The sequence below is a fragment of the Enterococcus cecorum DSM 20682 = ATCC 43198 genome (assembly GCF_000407565.1).
Lineage (GTDB): Bacteria > Bacillota > Bacilli > Lactobacillales > Enterococcaceae > Enterococcus_E > Enterococcus_E cecorum.
Genome location: NZ_ASWI01000003.1, coordinates 578,695 through 604,873, shown reverse-complemented (window position 1 = coordinate 604,873; position 26,179 = coordinate 578,695). Strand labels below are relative to the sequence as shown.

Below are 26,179 nucleotides of genomic sequence, written 5' to 3'. Positions count from 1 at the left end.
ATTCCTCCAATTTTTGAGTATTAAAAAACGAACCTGTCAAATCCTAGCGATTGTTGTTTAGGTTTCGCTTTCGATTTAGGTTCGTCTTTTTCGGTATTTTTCAATTTTTCTGCCACCTTATCGGCTAACTTGTCATAGTCGATATTAAGTGGCTGTTTGATTAAATTCGCAATCTTTTCGACTGCTTGATGTGGTAAGCCACCACCGATATTCGCTGCAATATCTTGTGGTTGAATTTCTTCTTGGAAAAGCATTTCATCCGCTAATCCAATTTCAATAGCTTTCTCAGCGGTAAACCACGATTCTTTTTCCATGATAGCCAGTAACTCATCTTTAGATTTACCAGTTTTCAACATATAAGCATTCGCAATAGATTCGTTGACGCCACGTAATACTTCTGCTTCTTTTTCAAAGTCAGATGCATTACCACTGGCTGTCGTCCATGCGTTGTGCAACATCAATTGAGCGGTAGGCGATATTTTAACCACATCTGCTGCCATGGCAATAACTGATGCAGCACTAGCAGCAATTCCTGTAACGGTAATCGTTACTTTACCTGGGTAAGATTTTAAAATTGTATAAATCTCGCTTCCGGCAAATACGCTACCGCCGTAGGAATTTAATTCAATTTCTAAATCTTCGCCATTCGTCGGTAGACTACTTAATTTTGATGATGAAATATGTGGGATTCCCAACCATTCATAGATAAATGCATCATCACTATCGATAACTGTTCCATTAAGTTTGATTTTCATTTTCACTCACCTCCTTTTCATAATTCTTGGTAATGTAATATTCATCACCATTTTCGATTGCGTCATAGTCTAACTCTTTTCGAATTTCATTACGATTAAATGCACCACTAGCAATCAACTTATCAATTGCTTCTGCTAAATCAAACAAATCTCGGCGATTAATGCCAATTACATTAATGGCTATTCCGCTTTTGATTTCTGACTCGGTTAGAAACTTCGCATTTAACTCGCCTTCAACTTTCTTAACCAACGGTCCTAAACAATACGCATTAAATATTTCTTGCGCTTGTTCTAACTCGCCAATATCGCCATGTAATAGCTTAGTCGGTATACCAAGCAAATCAGACACATCATCAATGTACTGCCGCTTCCATGCTTTCAATTCTTCAACCGACTGCGTACTGTTACCGACTTTATTGGTTATCTCGCTATACTCTAACTTGTTAGGTACATTGACTACCGACACATCGTTCGTGCTAAACGATTTAAATAGCTTGTTGATATACGTTTGCAATACTTCTAAAGTCGCTTCATCCTGATACAGATTACCGCCGATTGTTTTTAAAATTCCGCGTATCTGGCCATTACGTTTAGCTGCTTCGTACATTCGATTGTATAAGTCGTTAAAATCCTCATACATTCCATTGATGTAATGACCTAAACTCGTATTTGCGTATTTTAAATAAATGACTTCATCAGCGCTAAATGTACGTTTGTATTCATAATCTTTCACAACTACATTCGTAAACGTATCAACATACACGGCGTATTCTTTGCGATACCACGAATCAGCTATCAGTAACTGGTCATCATCCGTTTTAATGATTAACACTTCATTTTTGGTAATTAACCGATAAACAACGCTATGCCAAAACTCCGGGGACGCTTGGTCTAAATTCGGTCGCGTGTTTAAAAGATACTCGATGCTCTTTTGATAATTCGTTGGGTCGGACCGATTATTCGTGCGTATCTTAAAAGTCGACTGGCTAAATGCCCTAGCTAAAAATTCAGCGTTGACATCCAAAGCAAGTTGCTTCATATACAAGGCACTCACTTGTTCTTCAAAAGCAAGGATTTCTTCAATTGAGCTAGCTATCTGCGCTTCTCGATTGCCAAACAGCCAATTAAAAATTCCCACATTCCCACCTCCTTTCTAAAACTCCAAACTATTAACCATACCGAGCAAGTCCGCCATCGAGTCTTCCACTAATATCTCACGTTTATAAAGTGCTGCAATGAAAGCGTGGAAACCGTCTGTCTTACGTCGTACTGGTTCTTTCTTCAAATAGCGTATATTCCCATTCCCATCTTGCTTCGTGTATGTATTATCAACATACCAAAGCATGGACGGGTTATCAGCAAAAATAAAACGTTCATTTTCAAATCCATCTTCGATAATCGGCGCAACTTTTGATTGCACACCGCCAGGATTTCTTAAAAATTCATACTCATAGCCATTTTCTTCTAGTAATGGTTTGATTAAATCCATTCGGAAACTATCGCCGACTACAATATCAATCACGTAGCCTTGATTGCGCCATTCGTTGATTTTATCCACGATTAAGCGTGGATCAATCGAAGGGCCATCAACTAATGTGATAATTCCTTTTTCTTCCCACTCATCAAATGGTGGCTTCATCGCAAATTCTTTAATCGCTTGTTTTCTAGCGAATGAGTGTTCTTTCCAAACGTACTCATCGCCATATTTAAACAGCATTCCTACGCTTGCAAAGTCTTTGATGCTTGCAAAGTCGATACCAACCACACAAGATGACCCACGAAAATCGTAAGGAATATTCCTTTGAGTAGCTAATAATTTCTGACGGCTAGTAACATCTTTCTCTGCATCGGCAGTTGTCATATTCATGCGTTTGGTCATAAATTCTTTTCGTCGACTAGGCTCTGCATCCAAAGATTTCCACGCTTTCATAACTTTATTAAACAGTCGTTTAGCATAAGGTGTATCTTCGTCAAACATCGGATTTGCCTTCGCCCAATTGTCAGGATCTTCCACTTCATCTGGATGGTCTAACTTGCAGATAAACGGAAATAAATGGATATCGTCTTTGGATTCGCCTTTTAACAAATTCATCGAACGTTCAGTCAACTTGTCATAAAAGCCATCACGTACGTAGCCGTTCGTACCGTTGTAGAATGTTCTTGAGTGGGCGATTTTTCCAAGTCCTGACATTTGAATATCTACGGCATCTTGATTTTCAAAACCGTGTATTTCGTCAAATTCTAGGCAACCATCACGGGCCGAGTCCATCGTTTTTGGATTGTTGGTCCGATATTTAAACTCGCTTGTATTCGCCTTTCCTAAAATCAACGTCTTGGTCAAATAGAAATGATTTTCTAAAGACTTCGTAATAGCCACATCGTAGACTTCTTTAAAGCTTACTTTCGCCTGGTCTTCCGAATTAGCGGTAATTGTCACGTTATATCCACGTACTGGATAAAGTGGCGAGATGAAAAACATATCTCTAGTAGACATAAATCCGTTCTTTCCGCCACCACGAGCAAGCGTGATGAAAAACTCATCGAAGAACGGTTCGCCATCTGATTTTTGGAACAGAAACATAAATGGCGTAATGAATTTTTGATATTTTGCCAGCGGAAAGAAATTTTTTTCAGCAAAGCGAACATACTTTTTGATTAAGTCATTATCAAAATACACATCATCACGAGTTAGGATGTATTTCTGTAGATATTCAATTAACATGATTCGCTCTTTGTTTAAAATGATTTTTCCACTCTGCCACAATTCAATATATTCATCAATTAATGGATGACTGATCATAATAAGTCACTTCCTACTGGAGCAGATTCTTTTAATTTATCTTCGACTTCTGGTGGCAAGTAACTAGCCAACTGTTTGATGATTGCTTGATACGACTTATCATAAGTGGCAAATTGTTTAACAATCGGTCGTTCGCGTTCATACGGTTCGGTTTTTTCAGATTGCGAAAAATATTCGTATCGACCATTTTCGCAAATGTCTACCCAAGCATCATTCATCAAAATCCTTAATCGACTCGCTTGGATAATCAGACCTTCAATTAGTTTCATCTGATTATCTGGAACGTTGCCTTTGAATAATTTAGTCAGCCGATTTTTCTCTTTTTTGACTTCTTTTTCAAATTTTTCTAAGTCGTTCATTTCCGCCTCACTCCTTTCTATCCTTGTCGTGGTGGGGTTACGCGCATATCAAGGCGCATTTCCTGACAGTTGACCCCTCCCACCGGTTCCTGAGTTTGTTATTTTATCGAATTCTTTTGCATGGGGGGGTACTATTTTCCCCACCATTCCGATTTCCTGAATGTAATTTTATTATTTTTGTTATTTGACCTAAACTGAAACCTATGATGCCGTTGGTTATGATGATACTTGCACAATGTACGAGTGTTATCCAAGTCATAAGCAAGGTCTGGACGTTCCGACACCTCTAGGATATGGTCGACCTCCAACACTCCTCGTTCTGGATCCTTACCCACATTCACATAACCTTCGTTTGCGCACCATTGACACTCATAATGGTCCAGCATCTTACGCTCGTCCCGCAACGCTCGCCACTCAACAGAGTTGTAAAACTTTCGCCGACCTTCTTTGGTCTTTAACTCAGTCGTGCTTACTCTCATCAAAAGCAGCCATGATGATAGCTGCTATCATACATACGATAGCTACCAGGATTAATATTCCGAATGCATAACCGATTAATTTTAATAGCAACATTTTCATCCGTCCTTTCTGCAAAATAAAAGACACCCACTTTTCGTGGATGCCATGAATAGGGTAAGGTATTAATGAAAAAACAAGAAAACATAAGGAGGTTGTCTTTCCTCTATTTTTGTAGCATTCTTTCGAATTTTCTACGTTAATAGAATAACACACTCAAAACAATAAAAACATACAAACACTGAGTGAACATTTAGTGAACATGGAATTTTAAAATAAAGAAGTTTGCTGATATTTTTTATCTAAGTCGTAATAATCAATGTCATTTTTCTTGCTTTGCCTACTTTCAGCGTTCGATTCATAATCATCCAAAAATGTTAGGATGTTTCTAATTTCGGAATGCTTTTTTCTGATATATGATTCACTATATCCAGTTTGTTCCGCTATTTCTTCAAGCGAACAATTTTCGATATATTTTAACCTGACAATGTCATTTTCCAATCCTTTAAAAGTGTCGATTATTTTGAGCAATTCTTCTTTCTGATCAGCAAGAATTTTCAGTTCATCTTCAATAGCAATAATCGTTTCTTCCAGTTTACTAGAGCGAGAATTCTTTTCGATACGAATTTTGGCTAAATCACCAGATATCCAGCGGTCTAGTTCTAGTTTGCTCTTATTTAAGTTCCATTTTAAAAATAAAATTTGGTCTTCTAAATCCTGGTAATTTTTAAGCCATTCAAATCTCAAAATACTCACTCCTCGTAGAAATTAATCCTCTTGCTCTAACTTGATGATAAAATTCTTAATTGTTGGACCGCTAACACAATATCTTCGGCCAATCACGCTAAAAGGCAATTCTTGTTCATTTCTCATCTGCAAGATTTCATCTCTGTGCTTGTATAATTTGTGTTGTTCGACTGGTACTGGTCCAGTATGTGTTGGTTTCTTCGGTTTTGGTCTTTCCTTATACTTAATTAAGTTAGACAATCTGCAATCCATCAAATCGCTGTTTTTAAATCCGATACGCTCTTTTGTCGGCCCTTTGAAAGCTTCGTAAATAGTTATATGTAATTTATAATTACAACTATTATGACTGTAAGACAAACAACCATTTTTATCAAAAAGCAAATTTTTATGCTTTGCAATTACTATTAACGATTTAGAATTTTCTTCAACCACACGGATTACTTGGATAATATCCGCTTGTTCACTTACTATAATATCATTAAAACGATAAGCATATTTCCAAAATTTACCTTCGAATTTAAAACCATCTCTGTATTTCATAAAATGAATACTTGTAAATTCGTTTCCTAAATTGTAATTACCACCCATAGCACGACGGACAAAATATAATTCTTCATCCGTCAGCATAGTTACAGCAATTTTCCAGTCTTTGTCGCATTTGTCGTTTAACAACTTAATTGCTTGGAAATATTCTACTGATGGCATGTGGTAGCCTCCTTTCGTTGGTTAGGCGTTATATTTCCTAAAACTCAATCTTGATTCTTAATTGCATATCCACTAATGCCACGATAATCAAATGTGGCTTTTCTCCAAACTTTCGTGGATGCTCCAAAATATTCAAATTCAATTCCATTTGTTGTTGGTGTTAAGTCTTTAACACCTTTAAATTTGTAAGTATATCCATTTGTTGTAAAAATAATTATTTCCATGTTTAACTCTCCTTTTTCTCGCTTTACTAATTCATCTATTTGTTCAGGGGTTTCCTTAACCATTACGCTCTGTTCGCCACACCATATGATTGTACTCCCTTTGTATTCAATATCTGTTACTTTGTAAAAATCTACATAAAATCTCTCTCCTGTCAAACTATCCGTCAACTTAATCAATCTCATAATCAAATCGCCTCCGCCTGTTTGATAAGCTGTACGATTTTTTCTGGTGTTTCCACTACTTCGAATGCGGCACTACTTGTACTCATGTATAAGTAGGTCGTATTTTTTAATCGGCTAAAATTTTCTATCTTGTCTACGTTAAAGTATCTTTCTTTGTAAACTTTGCGTGTGTTCGTGACTTGCATTTTCAAATTACGTGTTTGTAGTCGGTTCACTTCCGTCAACTTAATAAATCTCATTTCTTCACTGCCTTTCCATATCTGATGCAATTTTCCAAATACCTTAATTGCTGTTTAGCGTATGCTTCGTCTTGTCTATCTCTCAAACGATTGTATACATCATCTAAAACTCGTTGGTCAAAGCGATATTCGCTTACTAATTGATTGATTTTCTCCCATGTTTCACTCATTTGTCGTTACCTTTAAACAAATCAACGTCATTAACAATTGTTAGATTGCCTTTTTCATCTTGATCAATTTGGTCGACAAACAAATAAAATTCATCCTTCTTTAAAACATACTCTCCCACTTTTCTCAGAAATTCTAATTTCGTTTCTGCAGCGACTACTGCTCGTTTGTCATCTTCGTCACCATTGTAAAGTAAGTACATATTAGTTATTCTCCTCTCGTTTTCTCGTCGTGCTTATTTCAACCAACGTATACATTTCGTCTTTAAAATAAAATCCAAAGTCTAACCAATAAATTCTAGTTTCTGTTTTAAAACACAGATATAGGTATAGTCCTAGAACGTTAACGCTTACTATTAATCGCATTCGTCCACCTCAATCAATTCATACTTACCTTCCATATCTTCCAAAAACTCTCTTACTGGTTGAATGGATTGTAATTCATCTTTTGTAAAGTGAGTTTTAGCAGAGTCAGTACATCTTTTACTGTTTATTTCGATACTATCATTCTTTTTATAATAATTCAGATATCTAAAATGCTCTTTCCACCCACGCATATTGAATTTAACCAAATACTTTTTAGGTTCTGGCGGTATCAACTCGACTTCATAATTCAAAAAATCACCACTAATTTTAAAATAACCACCTAATTCTCTGCGGTATTTAGTATTACTATAAAAGGCTTTAAACTTCCCATTAAATGTGTACGTACATAGTTTATCAATAGGTTGATATATTTCTAATATTGTTTGGTCTTTGATTTTTCCTTCTGTCATCATATTAAGCACGTCTATCATTTTCATTAATCTTCCACCTCCTCTTTGATTCCGTGTTGCTCGATAAATTTTAGTAACATATTTTCGTCGATTTCTTCTTGTGTGAATTTTGTTTTATAACCAACGTATTCATTTTTACCTGCTATTTCGTAAGAAGCGTACTTATTCAGATTGATATAACTTAATTTATCATCTCCATCTAATCTCAAATAGTATTTCTTTTCTTTTGGTGTTATCAGCTCGACGTTGTAATTTAGAAACTTATTACTAATTTCGAAATCACCACCTAATTCGTCGTTGCATTCATCGTAAAATGCCTTAAACTTTTCATCAAACGTATACGTGTATATATCGCCTATATGGTCATATATTTTCAATATCGTTTGGTCTTTAATTTCATCATTAGCCAATTTAATAAATACATCAATCAGTTTCATTGTTCATCCACCCTTTCAAATAAAATTGTATAATCGTCAATATCTAATATTTCAGCAATGCGTTGGACTGTGGACAATTTAATATCTTGTGTCCCATTTCTATATTTAGCTGTTCTTTGACCAAAGGATAAATCCTTCCAATTCAAACCCTTATTTCTTCTGTGCCAGTCAACGTTTTCCCAAAATATTTTTATAACATCCTTTTCCAACGATAACCGCCTCTTTCTTCGATTTATTCCACGCTCGCATGAGTTGATTGTTTCTCTGTTTCTGATAAACTTTATTCCATCTGTTCTGAGATTTAGCCATTTTCCCCACCTGCTTTCTTTAACACTTCCATATTCGCCTGTGTCACGAATTCATCCACATAGCTATAGCTTTCTTTAATTTTTAAAATCTTTCCATCTGTCAGCTGTATCATCGTTCCACCGACTGTTACGGTATAGTTAATAATCAGATAAGGGTCGATAAAATGTTCGCCTTTAACTTCTTCTGGCCATTCTACGGTAATCTTCATCATAATCTTCTCAACCATCCTTGATTAATCTTTCCGACATTGACCACCGGACCTTGCTTATTACATCTTGGACATTGACGCACGGTAATCAAATTCTCACTGTGTCGTTCCGTCACGATGCGTCCTGTTCCGTTGCATAAGGTGCATTTTTTATTTACCATTCTGATCACTTTCCTTTCCGTATTTTTTTAGTGATTTCTTACCAACAATCATCAAGTGACAACCAACAACACATCCATTCATCATAGTGTTCTTTGGCGGATTCAAAATATTTATCCAAAAATCTTTGCATCTCAAGCATTGTTCCGTGTTCCCAATCGAACACTTCATCAGTCGCATATTGTTCACATATTTCAACAGCCCATTTCTGTTTATCAGTCGCAACATCTTTGGCTAGCCGTTTATCACTTAGGTCATAAATGTATCTTGCCAATCCACTCATTTTTATCACTTACCTTTCAAAAGTGGGGCAATTCCCTACTTTTTCCCTACTTTTATTTCAAAGTATGCCACTATCTAGCCTTACTCTCTCAACGGATTGATTAAAATTGCCCCACTTGGTCCACTTTTTGTGGCTACTCTTTATATATATAATATTTATATTATTATTATTTATTTTTCTTTTAAGTAAATAAAAAAAGTAGGACAAGTGGGGTAAATGTATTAAAAACATAGATATATCAACACTTTAAGGGTGTCCCACTTTTATAAAAAAAGTAGGGCAAAAGTGGGGTAATTCGTCAAAAGTAGGGCAATTATTCGTTCGATTCATCATTTGTAAACTTATAACAGTAATACCGCCTACCCATCATCATTTTTCTTTCTCGTGTATACCCCAATCCTTTCAACCTCTGCGTAAATTTCGTTTGAGAATAAGGCTTCGCACTACTTTCATCACAATATCGCTTGTATTCTTCATAAACTGCTTTTGTTGTCAGATTTTCAGAAATTCCTTCTTGAGCGATAAAACCTAAAATTGAGTCACTTTCCACAAAATATTCTTTCGTCACTTCGTCAACTGTATCTGATTGGGAAAGGCGGCCGCCATTTTCGTTGATTCGTTGCATGGCGTTCAAAGCGACATTTAGTAAATATGATTTAGCATTATCTGTTGATAGTTTTTCATCAATCTTAGGATCAGCTTTCTTCACTGTGTTTTCGCAAGGAATGACAACTACACGTCTTGCAATTCCACCTGACTTATCTTTAAATGTTGGCATCTCATTGGCAGTGAAGATTAAAGTCGCTTTATTTTTGAGCTTATAAGGTTTTGAGTAAATCGGTCGAACCATAATAGTGTTTCCGGATGCAAGCGTCTTAAAGTTCATAGACTTTTCCATGTAGCCAGCGTCGATATCGTCACCTACGTTAACTAGCTTTCCTTCCAATCCCATCACTGATGTTTGGTCATTGAATTGTTCTAATGCTAAGTTAATTCCTAAGTCACCAACGAAGGCATTGAGCATTTCCAAAAATGTTGATTTCCCATTGGCACCACTCGCGCCTACCAAGAAAAACACTTTGTGTGGAAAACCAGCAGTCATTAAAATGTGACCAAGTAATTCTTCCACAATTAATCTCAAGTCTTTCTTATCACTACAAAGAAAATCTAAAAATTTATCCACAATTTCGTCATAGGCATCTGGGTTGTATTCAACATCAAGAAAATAAGGTGTGAACTCTTTGCTTGCCATTGGTATAATCTCTCCACCGTCTAGCATGAAATTATTCCTAAATTGAATCGGAAAATCAGCTGCTTCCACCAACTCGCCTTTGACTGGCAGTAAGTCTAATATTTCTCGCCATTGTCTAGGCTTTAACTTAATCCGCTGATCAATGTTCCTTAACAGTTTATTCTTGTCATTTATCCAATAGTTGTTTTCTTTGTGGAAAATCGAACCATTGAAAAATTTCACGTTCAATAAATCGGCAATCGCTTCACTTGTTTCCACCATATCTTTAGGATTCAGATAAGTTTTTTGACGTATTTCCTTTTCACTAACTGAATGAATCAGCGATTGAATATCTCTGTCCGGTAATTTTTCACCTAGCACTTCTTCGTTAATAAAATTGGCAATCTTAGATAAGGTATCATAGTCGAACTCATACATCTCTCTAGCTGTTAGCAGGTGCGAATATAGCGAACTGTTTCGGCTGCCTTCTTTCATTCCAGCAAGTTCCACTTTTAATTTGCTTGGCAATAATTCAAGCGGTAAGGTTGGTAAGTTTTCAAACATATCCAAATCGCCATGTATTTTTCTCAGTTTGCCATTCTGCTTAATCGTGGCAGTCGATTTATTTCCTGTTTTATAGTCAACCAACGCGCCACTGATAGTTAGTTTTTTGACAAAGTTTTTAAGCAAGATTTTGTGGCCGTTAATCTGAATTGGACGGTGATAGTAGAGATGCAGGCCACGCTTTGTTTCAACAGCTAAAGTAGGATATTTGGCAAGTAATTTAAAGCCAATGTCAGCATGGTCGTCAAAATCAACTACAACCGTTTCTTCATTCAGAAGTACCGCTGCATTATCTAACTTAGATAAATCTGTATAGAAATCATCAAGGCTTTTTTGGTCCGGCTTTTTCTTTCCAGCTTCCAGTTTTATAAATTTCAAAAATTCTCACCACCTTGCTTTTTTGATTGCTTAACTTCTTAAAACATATTTTTCTCGATCTGCTGAACATACCATTTGACATCAATATCTGATTTTTTCGCCTGATCCATACGCATAAAATGTTCAGGAGAACCAGGCAGCTTGGAATGCATATCATTTTTAACTTGATACACACCACCGAATGCTTTATTAGTAGTTGCTACGCCATGAATCGTATTGTTTAACTTACGATAGGTATCGCCTACTTGATGTTCGATACATTCAAAATCGCCTTGAAGTTTTCCAACATACTGAAATTTAGACAAATTACCATTTTTGAATGCATCCACTACATATTTCTGTGGCTTGACTCCATGAACTAAACATTCAAACATCCCTTCATAAACGACTGGTGTATTAGCCGATAAATAATTCTGTTCAGCAAAGATACCTTTTCTGACATAACTACCATCTTGCATTTTGAAAATGTAGTTGTTCACATCTTTCTGCCAGATTTCTTCAATCACTTTGACTTTTACTTTCTGATGAAAATGTTCGCACCATAAATCCAATATTTCCTGGATAATTTGCGCCATTTCATGCTTTATCTTAATGACGATACCATCTGTATTCGTCTGAATTAAATCTTCATAGAAGCCTTCTAGTAGCTTTATCAGATGCGTAATAATCAATTGACCATTTACAGTTACTGAATAATATTTTTGTGGATCATACAAATTTGAAAATTGAGTATTCATAGCTCCGTTGATTGCATTAATTAATATCTTGTAGGTTAGCTTGTTCGTTTCTACTTTCTTCTGATAGAGATGTTCAAACATTTTATTATCTTGTACACCAACGGCTAGCAAATCATTGTTTTTGATAATTGTTGGGAAAAACTGATTGATATCTATTAATAAAAACAAACCTTTCTCATGATATTTTTCTTTTGCTGCATGCACGCCACCAACTCCGAATGTATGTGTTAAATTAGCAATCGTCATTTTCAACTTGTCATTTTTGTGCTTTTCTTCCTGGTCGCACTTGTATTTCTCAGACATGTCATGATAAAAATCAACTAATTGCTGTGGTAATTCATTTTTAGGTAAATATTTATCATACTTAAAAAATAAAATGTTTGGACGTTTAGGCGTCTTCTTCGCTTTTAACAGTTCAGTAGCCAATCTTGCGCGTGTGTAAGTAATCGCTCTTGCCGGTAGCTTGAATTCTTCCACAATTTCAAATTTTGTTTCTAGGTATTCTTCACGCTCTTCAAATATTCTTTCGCAAATAGCAATGCGCTTTTCGCAAAATTCTTTTGGTGTTTTTGCTTTTATATCTAAATTCAAGTAATAACCAATTTCTTCAATTGTCCTGTTTTTTATTTCTTGGCTAAGGTCAATACTTAGATATTGTTGCAAATAGTCACTTTTGCCATCAGATAAAATCTTAGCTAAAAACTTATCGCTGCTTTGATAATTCCCATAGCTGACCAAAATTTGAGCAGAAGAGAGAGCTTTTTCTAGGCTCTCTTTATCTTCTGCATAGATAAATGTATTATCTTGTTTAAAAACTGCTAGCCATTTTTCTTCGTATTTAAATAGCCAGTAAAATATAAACATACTTACCACACCCTAATTAAAATGGTAATTCTTCATCAGATACTTCCACTGCCTCAATCGCTTGCATATCTTCTTCGTCATAAGCTACGAAGTCGTAGTTTGCGTAAGGGCGAGTAGGTTCTTTTTTATTAGGTGTTAAAGTTTTGGTTAATACAAATTGTGAACCGATTGAATCTTTGAATGCAGCTGCTAAAGTTTGTTCATCTTCCCAATCTTCATCAGTTAGCACTAATCCAATGACAGATGCTAATTTTGATACAACTTTAATATTTTTAGACAAGACAAACTCATGTAAGTCTTCACCGAATCCTAGATTAATAAATTCACGTTGACCTGCGTGTTCACCAACGGTTACTTCTAATGTGATAGATAGAGCTTCCCATCCACTTTTTTCGAAAACTTTAAATTCCACGTTGCTTAACACAACATCAAATTCGCCTTCTGGTAGTCCATTATTGCTACCTGCATTTGGATCATCTTTCTTTGGATCAAAATTTTCTAAAACTTTTTGTGCATAATCTTTTAAACTCATTGTATATTCCTCGCTTTATATATTATTTTTTTATTTATTAATTAACCCTAAATTTTAGGTTTAATTCGTCTTTGAGCAGTAGCATTAACTGCTGGTTTAACTGTTGATTCTTTTTGATTTACCGGAGCAGTTTTCTTCTTAGCTACCGGTTTTGCTTTCTTAGTAGCTGATTTTGTGTTTTCTGTATCCGTATCCGTGTTTTCCGTATCCGTGTTTGTTTCTTCTTTCGAATCTCCATTCGAATTTCCTTCCACTTTCAACACATCTTCTTGTTCTTCAAGTTTTTTAACAATTTCATCTTGAACCTTTCGTGATGTCTTAGCAGAACGACCAAATACTCCGGTAATCGTATCTAAGATAGCTAAGATTTTTTCGTCATCCACTTGGTCACGCATATAATCTTTGCGTCGTGCTTTAGCTACACGAATATAATTCTTACCAACTTTTTTGCATTGGATTGATAAGTCACAATTTCCATTTACAATGTTTTGATGCTTTTCTTTTAACGAAGGAATTTCGATTTCGATATTCCCCTCTGTCTTAGATGCATTACGTGAGATGTAAATCACGTTCATTGGCAATGATTTCAATTCGATAACCAATTGTTGGAAAATGTTAGTGAATGCAGCATATCCTTTGCCATAAGGAATATCTCCAATAGTTTCCACATCTTCCTTGTCACAGATGTATTGTTCAATCATGACTACAATATCGTCAATAACATCAATGACTACCGTCTCATACGTATGCTTTTCTGTTTGTAAAGCAGCAATTAACTTGTCTAATTGATCAACAACCGACCGAGTAATTTTTCCGTCTACTCCTTTGATATTTCGAATTTGTACACTCGGTACCGTGTTGGCTTCGGCATTCCCATCTGTATTAAATACAATAGGATCTGGGAATTGAGATGCTAGGAACGATTTTCCGCCCATTGTTGGTCCCCAAATAAAAAAGTTACGTGGCGTATCTACAGGTGTTTGTGGTTTGTTTGGTGGTAAAATTGACATAGTTTTTTTTTCTCCTTTGTTAAAATTCTCTAGTAATTTCAACTTCGTAGTATTCAGCATAGCTTTTACTGCTCTTTTGTGTAATCTTCTGACTGACTACATTTCCATAGGTGGATTCAAGTTCTTCTTTGACCTTTTTCTCTGCTTCTTCTCGATTGTCAGCAAAATATTTGGTTGTTTGTTTCAGTCTTAAAATCATAAACTTTCTCCTTTACTTGTTTTTAGATTCAGCAATACGAATCGAACCTTTTACTTGCGATACCTTCAAATATTCTTCATAGATATCTGGTTGTTCTTCTTTTAATCGTTTACTATCAACAGATTTGCGTTCTGTTGGTAATACTCTAGTGATAACAATATTTCCAGTATCAATCTTCTTGATGTCATTTTCTTCCACCTTTTGATAGAGTTTTTCTCTATATTCTTTCTGCTGATCCTCAAGCAATTTTGTTTGTGCTTTAAATTGCATCATCTGCAATTCAAATTTTTCAACTCGATTGACTAGCTTATCAACATCATTCCCAATCGAATAATATTCTGATTCAGTCATATCAGGTTTTTCTTTTAGATATTCCACACGAATCCAAAAAGTTTCAATCGAATCTAAAATCTTTTCAATTGTTGCATCATCACGTTCAATTTCTTTAACTGCCAAACGCTCGCGGTCAAATTCTAAATCAAAATCTTTTGGGCGGTGATACATAGCTAACCATCCAATTTCGCAACCAGTTTGATGAAAATACAGCTGCATTTGTGCTTCGTATACTTTCTCTGTTGGATTTGAACCGTGCGTTTTAATTTCTAGCAAAATTTTATTTTCATCATCAATCCCATCCACGTTTGACCGGAGCATATTCTCTTTATCAATAAATGTGTCCGGATGAAAGTGCAAACTATTCATGGTGTTGATGTATTCACGAATGACTGGCTCTAACTTATTCCCATACTGAATATAAGGATTAGTCGAATGATCTGGTTCAACAACTCCAACCTTTTCTTGTGCCAGTTGAAATTGAGTTTTATATTTCGATAATCCTAAAATGACTGGCACATCTGAACCACCAACGTATAATTGGCGATTTTCAGTTACGTTTGCATCCTGTTTCTGTAGTCCAAACATTAAATCTCACTCTCCAATTTCGTGTTTAAATATAGTTGCTCTGAGAAATCTTTCTTGTTCCCCAACGCTTCGTATACAGCTTGTTCAATCGTATTTTGAGTAATAAATCGATAAGCCGTTACTTTGCGTTCTTGACCGTTTCTGTACGCTCTGCCAAGTGATTGTTCATAATCTTGATAACTATAAGTAGGTGTGTAGAAAATCACTGTGTTTGCATATTGCAACTCAATTCCAGCTGCACCGGCCATGTATTGAACAAACGTGACGGTATTCTTTAAATCTTTCCAATCTTCTCTTGCTGGTAGCGAAGATTCTTTTCCGTTCACTGTATAGAATTTTTTGTTCTTGATTGCCTGCTTTAATGCATCAATTTCTTTTTGGTAGTAATAAAAGATGACAATGTTATCTTCGGTACTTTCGCATAACATGGACGCATAATCTAGTTTGTCCTTCTGATTAGCGTAATACCTTAGCGCGTGTGCTAACTTAGAAGGTGTATCAAATTCTTCATCACCCAAAACTCTATCTCTAGCCACTTTGGCATAATCAGTACTCCGAATAAATTTCACGTCTTCGAATACCAATGGTGGTAAATCTAAAGCGTCATCTTTACTAATGGATATCGTGAATGAATCGTACATGTCATACAATTGTTCTTCGTTCTTCCATCCTTCGATTTTTGGTATTTTCCTTGCACCTAGATGCAAAGTTCCCCACTTAGCATATCTGTCATTCATTTCTTTTTTTGAATGAAAGTATCCAAACATGATAAAGTAATTATAAGTATCTCCCCATCCATTGCTTGCTGGTGTGGCGGTCAACAAGTTAAAATGTGTAGATTGCTTGGCTAGCTTTTTAGCCGCTCTACCACGTTGGCTAGTAGGATTTTTGATGTAATGCGCTTCATCAAAAATGACAAACCAACCTTTATATAAATTGTACATATCCGCCAGTTTTCCATAACTCAACTCTGAATATTGGATAATTACACCGTAGTAATCACATACCGCTTGAATATCCCTTTTCCAGCCACCTTCTTTTAATTTCTGTGGTGGTGCCACAATTAATAGTGGTTCGCCTTTGGAATATTTTAGGTACTGATGTATAGATGTGATTGTCTTTCCTGTACCTGTATCCATAGCCAACAAGTAGCTTGGCCCAATTTGATTGATGATGTCTTTTTGAAACTCATACAACATTTTCATATTTGAGCATTTTGGATACGTCTTCCACTGATCTTGCAACAATAGCGACACCTCCACTATTTTTGATATGTTTCAACTTAGCTTTTTGCAACTCAGACACGACACCGCCATTGGCACGCTTCACTTCGATAGCCACAAATCGACCATTCACGCAAGCTAAAATATCTGGTGTTCCAGCCGGTTGAAAAGCTGAACCATGCACTTTTAAATAGTAAGCTCCTAGTTTGTCAAGATATCGCTTGATTTGATTTTCTACTTTCTTTTCTGGCCCTGCCATTTATTGACCGCTCCTTTCGTGGTATACTGTTCTTGTAATTTATTTATTTTTGGTCACTAGTTAGCGCTAGTGGCTTTTTTTATATTCTGTAACTCGTGAAAAAAAATTAACTCGTTCAAAAATTTCACTAATTTCTTGTGTATCAAATTTTTCAACCAAAAACCCACACAGCATTGATTGCAGCATTGTCTGTTTTCCGTATATTGATCCTGTAACTTCATTTTCATTTTCGAGCATAAAAATTAGCGACATATCGTTTTCTTTACACAATTCATATATTTTATTTTTCATTTCCAAAACTTCTTTATACGCTTCTTCGTTTTTCATCATTATCTTCCTTTCTCTTTTTAGAAGAACCATTCTTCTAACCATTTCTCGAAGTCTTTTTGCGCTGCTTCTGTTAATTTAGCTACCTTTATTTCCACATAGCCACTTGCGATTGTTCGAATGACTTCATCTTCAATGACACCTGCATCAACTAGCGCTTGCCACATTCCTTTATTTTCGGAGTAATCTTTAATTTGGACAGTAGATTCGATATTTTTATGTCCTGTATTAGTAGTAGCTACCGAAATTAATTCTTTTGTTTTTTCATCAACCAACTGGATAGCGATGTTATTATTTTCGTAGTACATTGACCATTGAACGATGCAATTCCATTTCTTATATTTAACTTTCATCAGATTCTAACCTCCTGATCCATCCATCTTTTTCAGACATCTCGAAATGCTCCTTTATGTAATCTTCTGCATACATATCAAGCAGATGTCTATCAAATGCGATGTTGCCTGATATTCCTCTTTTAAAAATATCAATAATTGCGACGTTATCACTAACAATTAATTTGACCGTTCCGTGGCCGCTGCTGTATTTTTTCATCACTCTTTCCCTCCTTTACTTGAGTAGCAACATAATTACCAACTCAACAATGATGATGAACTCTAAATATGCGAGCAATTGCCACCGTCTAATTTTGTACTTTGGTTTCAAATTTTCGTCTGCTACTAATCTTTTCATTGCGTTACCTCCTGTTTTAATGTTCCGCCACTTACAAGGTGGAATAATGCAATACTACTAAATTTCCAATCTGTACCAACTTTACATGCAGGCACCAAACCTTTTGCAGCTTGTTTTGCTAAAGTAGCTCTGCTGCACTTGAGATATTCACTTGCTTCATCCAGGTTCCACACTTCGTTTTTGATTTGCTTTTCCGCGAACAACTTTCTTAAATCATCCATGTTTACTAACGCAAGAGTTTGCATGTTGAATCATCCCCTATCTGATTTTGTACGCTTCTATTATTTTGGTTAAAGTTTCGTGTGCCTTTTTACTTTGGTTATTTCCATTTAGGTAATCGACCAAATCTTGCTTTTTAATGCCAAAATAAATGCTGACTGTTGTAAGAGAAATACCGTTGCTATCTAAATAATTTCTTATCTTTTCTCTACCTGATTTTGTATCTGGCATTTAACTCACCTCGTTTCTAATAAAAATAGTAAGTTAAATTGATAGATTTTAGTTGAAAACAATTGACTTACAGTTAAAAGTTTTGTATTATATGGGTGTAGAAAATAAACCTATTAAATAGCCTTTTATGAACATATCTCCGCCAATTTATATTCTTTAAAGGTATTTTTTAGATTGCTTTTTTCTATCAATTTAACTTACAAACACAGTATAGTACAAAACTTTTAACTTGTAAACATAAAAATTAAAAGTTTTTAACTTAAATAACGCTGTGTGAATTAACGAGGTGTAGAAATGAGTCTATATGAAAGGATTGAAGAGTTAGCAAAACAACAAAAAATTTCTGTATTTGATTTAGCTATTAAGCTTGGATTAAGTAGAAATTCTATTTATTCTTGGAAAAATAGCAGTCCAAAAGCAGAAACCTTAGAGATAGTCGCTGATTATTTTGGTGTGTCAACGGATTATTTACTAGGTAGAACATCTAACAAACAACCTGAACCTTACTATGCATTAACTGACAAAGAAAAGAATGACATAGCGATTCAGGCAGAAAAACTAATGGAGGGGATCGAGAACGGAGAGAATTTAAACTTTTATGGCGAACCAGCCACAAAAGACCAAAAAGACCGCTTATTGCTAGCAATTAAAACTGCAATGGAAATGAATAAGCAAGAAGCAAAAATGAAATACACACCTAAGAAATATCGCAAGTAGGTGATGAAATGTCACGTATTGATGACGAAGTTGAAAAAGTTTTTAAATACTACAAACCAAATTCGCTACAAGATTTAGTTACAAAAGCTAAATGTAAAATATTGTATTTTGATTTGGATGATGAAACTGGTGGATGCACGATTGTTAACAATAAATGTAAAACAATCATTGTTAATCAAAATTGGAGTTACGCCTACCAGCAATTTGTGATTGCGCATGAATTTGCACATATTAGATTGCATAGTGGTGCGAGTACACCTTTTTATAGAGGATTAGAGCTTAACCGATTTGTAAATAAAATGGAACGAGAAGCAAACATGATGGCAATGCAGCTACTGTTGAAATTAAACCCAGAATTATATGAATTTGAAACAAAATACGATATCTTAACAGCACTTGGTTTGAGTGAAGAATTTGAAGAATATGTTTATTAGGAGTTGTTTATTATGAAGAAAAAAATATTATCAGTCACTATTTTATGTACATCATTATTACTAGTCGCATGTGGTAACCAACAAGAAAATGTAAGTTCCAGTTCGAATAAGGAAAACTCAGAAATAAATAAAAAGCAAGACTCAGAAAATTCGAATAAAAACAGCAAAGAAGAAAAGGTTGAATCGGAAGATAAAACGTATGGACTTAACGAAGAAGCATTCATAACTGATTCACAAGATAATAATAGATATAGTTTAAAAGTGCTTAAAGCTACAACTGCTTTGAGTGAGACAAGCGACTTATATACCTCCGGCAAACCCCAAAATACGGTAGAAGTTACTTATGAATATAAAAATTATGCGGTAGAAGAGCCTATGTTGGTTAGTGTACAGTTTGTACATGCATTCGATAAAGATGGCAGAGCCGGAAGCGACCAAAGCATGCAATCTGGTCAAACAGAAGTAAATAAAGGTCGTTCAGCACAATCAACAGTTTGGTTTGTTATGCCAGAAGAACAAACTAATGAAAATGAAATTGAAATCGAATATAGTGACGATTTTTCATTAGGATTTGAAAATAAAACAATAAAATTTAAAGTACCTTTAGAGCATTAATATAATGACAAAAAAAGAACACCACTCTCTCCGCCAAGTTCGAGTGATGTTCAAGCGAATAATACCCTAGATACAATAGGTTTATTCCGCATGCCTATTGTATCACAGAAATTGGAGTGAATACAATATGATAAAAGATATTAATGGTACAGTCAAAAAGATGACTGATAATAAATATAAACTTTTAGTAACTTATTATAATGATTTTGAAGAACGTCAAAGAAAACAAAAAGTAATAGAAGTTGATTCTACACGCAAAGCTTATGTAGCATTGGATGAATGGATAGAAGAATTGACTCGGAATGGATTCGGTAGTTTAGATAAGATTACCTTGGAAACATTCTACAAAAAAATGTGGATGAAAGATGCTGAATCTTTGCTAGAATCCAGAAGTTACCTAGATTACATGAAAATTATGGATACACGAATCATCCCCACTTTTGGTAGCATGAAAATAAAAAGCATTCGAACATTTCATATTCAAAATTATATTAACCAAGCAAAGAATTTAAAAAATGGCAATGAACTAGCTTACACCACAAAGAAGAAAATACTAAATGTGTTAAGCTCTGTATTTAATTTAGCGATTGATGTTTATCGTATTATGGACGAATCACCAGTGGAAAAAGTGAAGATAAAAAGGAAGAAGAAAGAAGTCAAGAAAGTATGTAAGCCATACAATTTATCTGAAATCAATTTGTTTTTAAAAGCCGCCAACAAGCCTAAAACATCACTGGATACTAAAGCCTTCTTACTAACCGCTTTTGTTACAGGAGCCAGAGAAAGTGAACTAGCTGGATTACTCGAATCTGATATTGATTTTAATCAAAAGAAAATTTGGATACACCAACGAATTACTAAAAGACCTAAATTTGAAGAAGATGATTTAAAAGAAGAATATTACTGTGCACCAGGTACAAAGACCGGGGATGAATTAACTATGGTAGTTCCAGACGATTATCTGAAAGTCATGAAAGAATTTATACTGATGAAAAAGAAACAACGATTAACTCTAGGAATTAATTCGGACAAAGCTTATCTATTCGGTAACGCTGACGGCAGTTTTGTCCTACCAACATCCCTTTATCGTAAATGGACAAGATTTGCTAAAAGGAATAATCTGCGTGTCATAAGATTACACGATATCAGACACACTACTGCTTCGTTTTTAGCTGCCGATCCCACTGTACCGTTGAAAGTTATTCAAGAGCGATTAGGTCACAAGGATATTAGAACAACAATGAACATGTACGCATCAGCTTTAGAAGAGAGCGATATTATTGCGTCAAATGCAATTTCAAGTGTGTTTCGATAATTTTATTTTAAAGTTGTCAAATAAGTTGTCAACACACATGTAAAAATAAGATAATACAAGATAAGCTAATGCATTGAAATCGAGTTATATCAACACATAAACTTACATATTCAATTACATTTATGCACTCGTAACGCGTAGGTCACAGGTTCGAACCCTGCAGCTGGCATATCAATAAAACCGTTGATCCCCACAAGGTTCAGCGGTTTTTTTTTTATAAAGAGGACGCTTATGCTATTCTATCTAGCTGTATTTACTCAAGGAGAACGTTATATTACTGTCACATTTCCAGATATTCCATCAGCAATCACACAAGGAAAAACACAAGAAGAAGCCCTTGAAATGGCACAAGAAGTTTTGGGTTTTGCTCTTGAAGATTACGAAAAATATCCTAAAGCTAGTGACATTGTTGAATTACAAAAGCAACACCCTGAAAGTACTATCGCTGTAATCGGCATTGATATGGCTGCTTATAATCGAAGATATCATTCAAAAAAAGCACCTAATCCATTCGACTAGATGCTAGTTATTTGTTTTTTTTCTATCTTTTCCAAATCTCTTTTTCAACATGCTTCAAACTGTTCGTTAAAAACTTTTCTCGCACGATTGTCTCCGGTGTACTTGCTACTCTACCTAAGACTTTTGGTAATATTTTGTTATTTCATATTGGAACACTATATTTTTTCATCCTAATTTTTCTAATACAATTGACTTATAATTCCAAATTTCCTTTTTCATATTCTTTTTTGAAGTCTTTATAAACCCGCAAAATATAGTCCATATCTTCTGTTACATTTTCCTCATATTTCAGCTTTCCTAACATAATTAATGTCCCAGTTGCCCATTCAGAAATAGGAATCTTTGCAGTGAAAAAAATCGAGGAATCACTTTGAAAATCCCGCAAAATTTCAATAGTTTCTTCACTATCATCATTTAAGATTGCAACATCACGACAAAATTTTGCTCTGTCAACTACATTCATTGGTTTTCGCTTCATTGTAATCCCCACTTTCTAGATTTATCCCGACTTTATTCTACAAAAATAGCTACAAAAAAGCACCTCTTTGCAGCAAAAAACTGTCAAAGAAGTGCCTAAATTGCTATGATTATTTAGTACCGAATAGACGGTCTCCAGCATCCCCTAAACCAGGAACGATATAACCATTTTCATTTAATTTTTCATCTAGCGCAGCAGTATAAATATCAATGTCTGGATGCGCGTCTTGTAAAGCTTTAACCCCTTCAGGAGCAGCCACTAAACAGACAAAGCGGATATTAGATGCGCCACGTTTTTTCAATGAATCAATCGCCATAATTGCTGAACCACCTGTTGCTAACATTGGGTCAACCACAAATAATTGACGACTATCAATATCTTCAGGCAACTTCATGAAATACTCATGTGGCTCTAAAGTTTCTTCATCACGATACATTCCGACATGACCAACTTTAGCTGCTGGAATTAACTCTAAAATACCATCCACCATGCCGATACCTGCACGTAAAATTGGCACAATCGCCACTTTTTTACCAGATAAAGTCTTTTGTGTTGATTGACAAATTGGTGTTTCAATTACAACGTCTTCTAATGGCATATCGCGTGAAACTTCATACGCCATTAACATCGCAATTTCATTTACAACTTCACGAAATACCTTAGTACCACAATTTTTATCACGAATCATCGTTAATTTGTGTTGAATTAATGGATGATCGATTACTTTAAATTTGCCCATTTTTTCCACCTCGTCACTTATTTTATCTACTATATTCTAAAGGAAACTCACTAAACTTTCAACACCTAAGTAAAAGGTTTACTCTAACTCTAAAAAAACAGATTTCAAAAATGAAACCTGTTTTTTTTAGAACTATTTATAAATTGGATATTTATCCGTTAAATTCTTCACTTCTTGTTTGACTTGAGCAAGCACATCGGTATCATCTTTATTTGATAAAACTTTGACGATTAACTCAGCGACTTTAGCAGCATCTTCTTCTTTAAAGCCACGGCTCGTAATCGCAGGTGTACCAATACGGATACCACTTGTCTTGAATGGACTTAATGTTTCAAATGGAATAGAGTTTTTGTTTACCGTGATATTTACTGAATCAAGTAAATGTTCGGCCTCTTTACCATTTAGACCAAAACCAGTCACTTCCATTAGTAATAAATGATTATCTGTATCACCAGAAACTAAGCGGGCTTTAGGCTCATTATTAAAGACATCCACCATCGCCTTAGCATTTTTAACTACCTGTTGCGCATATTCTTTAAAACTTAGATCTAGCGCTTCTTTAAATGCCACAGCTTTACCAGCAATCACGTGTTCTAATGGGCCACCTTGAATGCCAGGGAAAATAGCAGAATTCACTTTTTTCGCTAATTCTTCGTCATTCGTCAAAATCATGCCCCCACGAGGCCCGCGTAACGTTTTGTGGGTAGTTGTTGTAACGATATCCGCATATGGTACTGGATTTGGATGTAAACCAGCGGCAACAAGACCAGCAATATGCGCCATATCGACCATTAATTTTGCGCCTACTTCATCGGCAATTTCTCTAAATTTTGCAAAATCAATCGTTCTTGAGTAAGCAGAGGCACCAGCTACGATTAATTTTGGCTGGTGTTCGCGTGCTAAAATACGAACAACATCATAATCAATGACTTCAGTGGTAGGATCAACGCCATAACCAACAAAATGGTAAGTCTTGCCACTAAAGTTAACAGGTGAACCATGTGTTAAATGTCCGCCTGCTGAAAGGTCCATACCTAAAACAGTATCACCAGGTTCAATTAATGCTAAATAAGCAGCTGTATTTGCTTGTGAACCAGAGTGAGGTTGTACATTTGCAAATTTTGCACCAAAAAGTTCTTTTGCACGTTCGATAGCTAAAGTTTCCACAACATCAACAAATTCGCAACCACCATAGTAACGTTTATTTGGATAGCCTTCTGCGTATTTGTTTGTTAAAATACTGCCTTGCGCTGCTAAAACACCTTTAGAAACAATATTTTCAGATGCGATTAATTCCAAATTATTTTGTTGACGTACGCCTTCATTTTCAATTGCTTGCCATAATTCTGGGTCAAATGCCTTATAATCCAAGTAGGACACTCCTTTTTAAAAATATTATCAGTCAAGGTGTGCTTGCTGATGAAAAAATGCTACAAAAAGAAAAAATCTCAAGTAGTTGCTTAAATTCTAGCATAAAACCGAATAAGAATCAGCTACTTTGTACTAATTGTATGTAAAATAACTTTGACATTTCGATGTAAACCTTTTCTACAAAACGTGTTATAATTGGTTTGAGGTGATGCACATGTCTGAAAAGCTAGAAAAATTAACAATCGAGGAATATAATCTATATCTGAAAGCCGCTATAAAAAATTTAGGCGGTAGGAATGCATTATAGGAAATCTATCTTCTGAACTCAAGCGCTTAGCCAAACTTTATACAATAGAAGAAGTCAAAAAGAAAGAATTTGGTTTTTGGAAATGATAAAAAGGACGACACCAAACCGTCCTTTTTTCATCTATTCTTTTTTCCTTAGCATTCCAAATATAATAATGACAATGGCAAAGGCTGTGTAACAAGCAATAAACATCATTTTAATCTGAAATTGAATTGTGTTTAAGACAATGATTGATAAGCCTAATGGTCCGCCAATTTGATGCATGGTATTGGTTAAAGCACTGGATACCCATGATAATTCAGTTGGTGAAAAACGAAAAATCTCGCCAATTTGTAATGAGCTCGTAAAAATAATCGAGTTATCCATTAAAATATGAAAATAACGTAATAGGTAAAATCAACCCCTGCTTTTTGTGCATTTCATTCTCTTCACCACAATTGATGTTTATATTTCAACCTTATCAACTTTCGACTAAAAATAATGGATAATTTTTGTTTACTCAATTATTCCTCTGTTGCTAACATTCTTTGCATAAACCATTCGACTTGTTGAGGTGCGTCATGATCAAAAAATGCTGATTCTCGTAAATCCAAGTTAGCAATCACTTCCATATCATCACTAGATAACTCAAAATCAAAAATATCAATGTTTTCTGCCATTCTTTCAGGTCGAACTGATTTTGCCAAAGCTACAATGCCTCTTTGCATCAACCATCGCAATACAACTTGTCCTACTGATTTATGATATTTTTGACCAATTTCAGTTAATATCGGATTCGTAAACAATTCATGACGTCCTTCTGCAAATGGCGCCCAGGCTTCGATTTGTACACCATATTTTTCATGCCATTCTTGATCAACATTTCTTTGATACCATGGATTAACTTCAATTTGATTAATTTGCGGTTTTACTTCATTTAAACCAACAAATTCAATCATTTTCGCCGATTTAAAATTAGAAATACCAATCGCACGTAATTTTCCACTTTTTTGTAAAGCAACTAGGGCACGCCAAGCACCATAAATATCCCCATAAGGCTGATGAATTAAATATAAGTCTAAATAATCTAATCCCATCACTTTTAATGAATGTTCTACAGTTTCTTTTGCACGGTTTTCAGGTGCTTGTAAGATAAATAATTTAGAAGTGACAAATAACTCTTCTCTTGTAACGACGCCTTCTTCAATCGCTCTCTTAATTCCTTCCCCTGTTTCTTTTTCATTTCCATATACCGCTGCAGTGTCAATCAAACGATATCCTGCCTTAATTGCTTGATATACAGCTTCTGCAGTTTGTTCTGCTGGAATTTGGTACACTCCGTAACCTAATTGTGGCATAACTACTCCATTATTTAATTCAATTGTGTTCATTTTTATGATTCTCCTTTTACTTGATATATTTTATTCTAAACTTTGGCGTAAACTCCATGGCA

Annotated in this window: 38 protein-coding genes and 1 pseudogene; 5 read left to right on the top strand and 34 right to left on the bottom strand. The window is 35.1% G+C overall.

What is annotated here, in order from left to right:
• Positions 1-20: 20 nt before the first annotated feature.
• From I567_RS03745 to I567_RS03610, 29 genes are all read right to left on the bottom strand, one after another.
• On the bottom strand, positions 21-755 hold the full coding sequence (locus tag I567_RS03745) for a head maturation protease, ClpP-related (protein ID WP_016250916.1): 735 nt from the start codon (positions 753-755) through the stop codon (positions 21-23).
• Positions 739-1,893, bottom strand: a complete 1,155-nt coding sequence (locus I567_RS03740; protein ID WP_016250915.1) for a phage portal protein — start codon at positions 1,891-1,893, stop codon at positions 739-741. The genes I567_RS03745 and I567_RS03740 overlap by 17 nt, the downstream gene beginning before the upstream one ends.
• Before the next feature lie 15 nt (positions 1,894-1,908).
• Entirely contained in the window at positions 1,909-3,555 is a 1,647-nt protein-coding gene (locus I567_RS03735; protein WP_016250914.1) for a terminase TerL endonuclease subunit, read from the bottom strand.
• On the bottom strand, positions 3,552-3,914 hold the full coding sequence (locus I567_RS03730; RefSeq protein ID WP_016250913.1) for a hypothetical protein: 363 nt from the start codon (positions 3,912-3,914) through the stop codon (positions 3,552-3,554). Before I567_RS03730 ends, I567_RS03735 begins: the two co-directional genes overlap by 4 nt.
• A gap of 131 nt (positions 3,915-4,045) precedes the next feature.
• Entirely contained in the window at positions 4,046-4,300 is a 255-nt protein-coding gene (locus I567_RS03725; RefSeq protein ID WP_322785886.1) for an HNH endonuclease, read from the bottom strand.
• Between the two features lie 400 nt (positions 4,301-4,700).
• The gene (locus I567_RS03720) at positions 4,701-5,177 is read right to left on the bottom strand and encodes a sigma-70 RNA polymerase sigma factor region 4 domain-containing protein (protein ID WP_016250912.1); all 477 of its coding nucleotides are present in this window, start codon (positions 5,175-5,177) and stop codon (positions 4,701-4,703) included.
• A 21-nt stretch (positions 5,178-5,198) separates the two neighbouring features.
• Positions 5,199-5,882 (bottom strand): hypothetical protein, encoded by a 684-nt coding sequence (locus I567_RS03715; RefSeq protein ID WP_016250911.1) that lies wholly within the window; start codon positions 5,880-5,882, stop codon positions 5,199-5,201.
• 44 nt (positions 5,883-5,926) lie between these two features.
• A complete protein-coding gene (locus I567_RS03710; RefSeq protein WP_016250910.1) occupies positions 5,927-6,289 on the bottom strand; it encodes a hypothetical protein in 363 nt (120 codons plus the stop codon).
• 2 nt (positions 6,290-6,291) lie between these two features.
• Positions 6,292-6,528: a hypothetical protein gene (locus I567_RS03705; protein WP_016250909.1), complete on the bottom strand. Its 237-nt coding sequence runs from the start codon at positions 6,526-6,528 to the stop codon at positions 6,292-6,294.
• Complete coding sequence (locus I567_RS12730) at positions 6,525-6,698, bottom strand: DUF6877 family protein (protein WP_016250908.1); 174 nt, start codon at positions 6,696-6,698, stop codon at positions 6,525-6,527. Before I567_RS12730 ends, I567_RS03705 begins: the two co-directional genes overlap by 4 nt.
• Positions 6,695-6,898 (bottom strand): hypothetical protein, encoded by a 204-nt coding sequence (locus I567_RS03700; RefSeq protein ID WP_016250907.1) that lies wholly within the window; start codon positions 6,896-6,898, stop codon positions 6,695-6,697. Before I567_RS03700 ends, I567_RS12730 begins: the two co-directional genes overlap by 4 nt.
• Before the next feature lie 153 nt (positions 6,899-7,051).
• Positions 7,052-7,498, bottom strand: a complete 447-nt coding sequence (locus I567_RS03695; protein ID WP_016250905.1) for a hypothetical protein — start codon at positions 7,496-7,498, stop codon at positions 7,052-7,054.
• Positions 7,498-7,908 (bottom strand): hypothetical protein, encoded by a 411-nt coding sequence (locus I567_RS03690; RefSeq protein WP_016250904.1) that lies wholly within the window; start codon positions 7,906-7,908, stop codon positions 7,498-7,500. The genes I567_RS03695 and I567_RS03690 overlap by 1 nt, the downstream gene beginning before the upstream one ends.
• Positions 7,905-8,117 (bottom strand): hypothetical protein, encoded by a 213-nt coding sequence (locus I567_RS03685; protein ID WP_016250903.1) that lies wholly within the window; start codon positions 8,115-8,117, stop codon positions 7,905-7,907. The genes I567_RS03690 and I567_RS03685 overlap by 4 nt, the downstream gene beginning before the upstream one ends.
• 92 nt (positions 8,118-8,209) lie before the next feature.
• On the bottom strand, positions 8,210-8,443 hold the full coding sequence (locus I567_RS03680; protein ID WP_018345412.1) for a hypothetical protein: 234 nt from the start codon (positions 8,441-8,443) through the stop codon (positions 8,210-8,212).
• A gap of 181 nt (positions 8,444-8,624) precedes the next feature.
• Positions 8,625-8,867, bottom strand: a complete 243-nt coding sequence (locus tag I567_RS03675) for a hypothetical protein (protein ID WP_016250899.1) — start codon at positions 8,865-8,867, stop codon at positions 8,625-8,627.
• Positions 8,868-9,180: 313 nt separating this feature from the next.
• Complete coding sequence (locus I567_RS03670; RefSeq protein ID WP_016250898.1) at positions 9,181-11,040, bottom strand: phage/plasmid primase, P4 family; 1,860 nt, start codon at positions 11,038-11,040, stop codon at positions 9,181-9,183.
• 38 nt (positions 11,041-11,078) lie between these two features.
• Positions 11,079-12,641 carry a hypothetical protein gene (locus tag I567_RS03665; protein WP_016250897.1) on the bottom strand — a complete coding sequence of 521 codons (1,563 nt, stop codon included), beginning with the start codon at positions 12,639-12,641 and terminating at the stop codon, positions 11,079-11,081.
• Positions 12,642-12,657: 16 nt separating this feature from the next.
• Positions 12,658-13,173 carry a hypothetical protein gene (locus I567_RS03660; protein ID WP_016250896.1) on the bottom strand — a complete coding sequence of 172 codons (516 nt, stop codon included), beginning with the start codon at positions 13,171-13,173 and terminating at the stop codon, positions 12,658-12,660.
• A 47-nt stretch (positions 13,174-13,220) separates the two neighbouring features.
• Positions 13,221-14,183, bottom strand: a complete 963-nt coding sequence (locus I567_RS03655; RefSeq protein ID WP_016250895.1) for an AAA family ATPase — start codon at positions 14,181-14,183, stop codon at positions 13,221-13,223.
• A 19-nt stretch (positions 14,184-14,202) separates the two neighbouring features.
• Positions 14,203-14,382: a hypothetical protein gene (locus tag I567_RS03650; RefSeq protein WP_016250894.1), complete on the bottom strand. Its 180-nt coding sequence runs from the start codon at positions 14,380-14,382 to the stop codon at positions 14,203-14,205.
• Between the two features lie 12 nt (positions 14,383-14,394).
• Positions 14,395-15,303 (bottom strand): lambda-exonuclease family protein, encoded by a 909-nt coding sequence (locus I567_RS03645; RefSeq protein WP_016250893.1) that lies wholly within the window; start codon positions 15,301-15,303, stop codon positions 14,395-14,397.
• Positions 15,303-16,502, bottom strand: a complete 1,200-nt coding sequence (locus tag I567_RS03640; RefSeq protein ID WP_026209987.1) for an SNF2-related protein — start codon at positions 16,500-16,502, stop codon at positions 15,303-15,305. Before I567_RS03640 ends, I567_RS03645 begins: the two co-directional genes overlap by 1 nt.
• Positions 16,492-16,785, bottom strand: a complete 294-nt coding sequence (locus tag I567_RS03635; RefSeq protein WP_016250891.1) for a VRR-NUC domain-containing protein — start codon at positions 16,783-16,785, stop codon at positions 16,492-16,494. Before I567_RS03635 ends, I567_RS03640 begins: the two co-directional genes overlap by 11 nt.
• A 66-nt stretch (positions 16,786-16,851) precedes the next feature.
• Positions 16,852-17,112: a hypothetical protein gene (locus I567_RS03630; protein WP_018345414.1), complete on the bottom strand. Its 261-nt coding sequence runs from the start codon at positions 17,110-17,112 to the stop codon at positions 16,852-16,854.
• A 20-nt stretch (positions 17,113-17,132) separates the two neighbouring features.
• On the bottom strand, positions 17,133-17,465 hold the full coding sequence (locus tag I567_RS03625; RefSeq protein WP_016250889.1) for a hypothetical protein: 333 nt from the start codon (positions 17,463-17,465) through the stop codon (positions 17,133-17,135).
• Positions 17,455-17,664, bottom strand: coding sequence for a hypothetical protein (locus I567_RS03620; RefSeq protein ID WP_016250888.1), 210 nt, complete (start codon positions 17,662-17,664; stop codon positions 17,455-17,457). The genes I567_RS03625 and I567_RS03620 overlap by 11 nt, the downstream gene beginning before the upstream one ends.
• Positions 17,665-17,798: 134 nt before the next feature.
• Positions 17,799-18,047 (bottom strand): helix-turn-helix domain-containing protein, encoded by a 249-nt coding sequence (locus I567_RS03615; protein WP_016250887.1) that lies wholly within the window; start codon positions 18,045-18,047, stop codon positions 17,799-17,801.
• A gap of 13 nt (positions 18,048-18,060) precedes the next feature.
• On the bottom strand, positions 18,061-18,252 hold the full coding sequence (locus I567_RS03610; RefSeq protein ID WP_016250886.1) for a helix-turn-helix domain-containing protein: 192 nt from the start codon (positions 18,250-18,252) through the stop codon (positions 18,061-18,063).
• A gap of 294 nt (positions 18,253-18,546) precedes the next feature.
• Here I567_RS03610 and I567_RS03605 point away from each other — a divergent pair, with 294 nt between their 5' ends.
• The 5 genes and pseudogenes from I567_RS03605 to I567_RS03585 form a co-directional block, all read left to right on the top strand.
• Positions 18,547-18,969 carry a helix-turn-helix domain-containing protein gene (locus I567_RS03605; protein WP_016250885.1) on the top strand — a complete coding sequence of 141 codons (423 nt, stop codon included), beginning with the start codon at positions 18,547-18,549 and terminating at the stop codon, positions 18,967-18,969.
• An 8-nt stretch (positions 18,970-18,977) separates the two neighbouring features.
• Entirely contained in the window at positions 18,978-19,403 is a 426-nt protein-coding gene (locus I567_RS03600; RefSeq protein WP_016250884.1) for an ImmA/IrrE family metallo-endopeptidase, read from the top strand.
• Positions 19,404-19,415: 12 nt separating this feature from the next.
• A complete protein-coding gene (locus I567_RS03595) occupies positions 19,416-20,018 on the top strand; it encodes a hypothetical protein (RefSeq protein ID WP_016250883.1) in 603 nt (200 codons plus the stop codon).
• Between the two features lie 127 nt (positions 20,019-20,145).
• Entirely contained in the window at positions 20,146-21,333 is a 1,188-nt protein-coding gene (locus tag I567_RS03590) for a tyrosine-type recombinase/integrase (RefSeq protein ID WP_016250882.1), read from the top strand.
• Positions 21,334-21,564: 231 nt separating this feature from the next.
• Positions 21,565-21,831: pseudogene (locus I567_RS03585) on the top strand (type II toxin-antitoxin system HicB family antitoxin); the annotation flags it as partial.
• A gap of 214 nt (positions 21,832-22,045) precedes the next feature.
• On the opposite strand, the gene I567_RS03580 reads toward I567_RS03585, so the two are convergent.
• The 5 genes from I567_RS03580 to I567_RS03560 form a co-directional block, all read right to left on the bottom strand.
• On the bottom strand, positions 22,046-22,330 hold the full coding sequence (locus I567_RS03580; RefSeq protein WP_016250880.1) for a hypothetical protein: 285 nt from the start codon (positions 22,328-22,330) through the stop codon (positions 22,046-22,048).
• 109 nt (positions 22,331-22,439) lie between these two features.
• The gene (upp, locus tag I567_RS03575) at positions 22,440-23,069 is read right to left on the bottom strand and encodes a uracil phosphoribosyltransferase (protein WP_016250879.1); all 630 of its coding nucleotides are present in this window, start codon (positions 23,067-23,069) and stop codon (positions 22,440-22,442) included.
• Between the two features lie 132 nt (positions 23,070-23,201).
• The gene (gene glyA, locus I567_RS03570) at positions 23,202-24,440 is read right to left on the bottom strand and encodes a serine hydroxymethyltransferase (protein ID WP_016250878.1); all 1,239 of its coding nucleotides are present in this window, start codon (positions 24,438-24,440) and stop codon (positions 23,202-23,204) included.
• A 427-nt stretch (positions 24,441-24,867) separates the two neighbouring features.
• Positions 24,868-25,113 carry a hypothetical protein gene (locus I567_RS13115; protein ID WP_016250876.1) on the bottom strand — a complete coding sequence of 82 codons (246 nt, stop codon included), beginning with the start codon at positions 25,111-25,113 and terminating at the stop codon, positions 24,868-24,870.
• Positions 25,114-25,250: 137 nt separating this feature from the next.
• Positions 25,251-26,117, bottom strand: coding sequence for an aldo/keto reductase (locus tag I567_RS03560; protein WP_016250875.1), 867 nt, complete (start codon positions 26,115-26,117; stop codon positions 25,251-25,253).
• Positions 26,118-26,179: the final 62 nt, after the last annotated feature.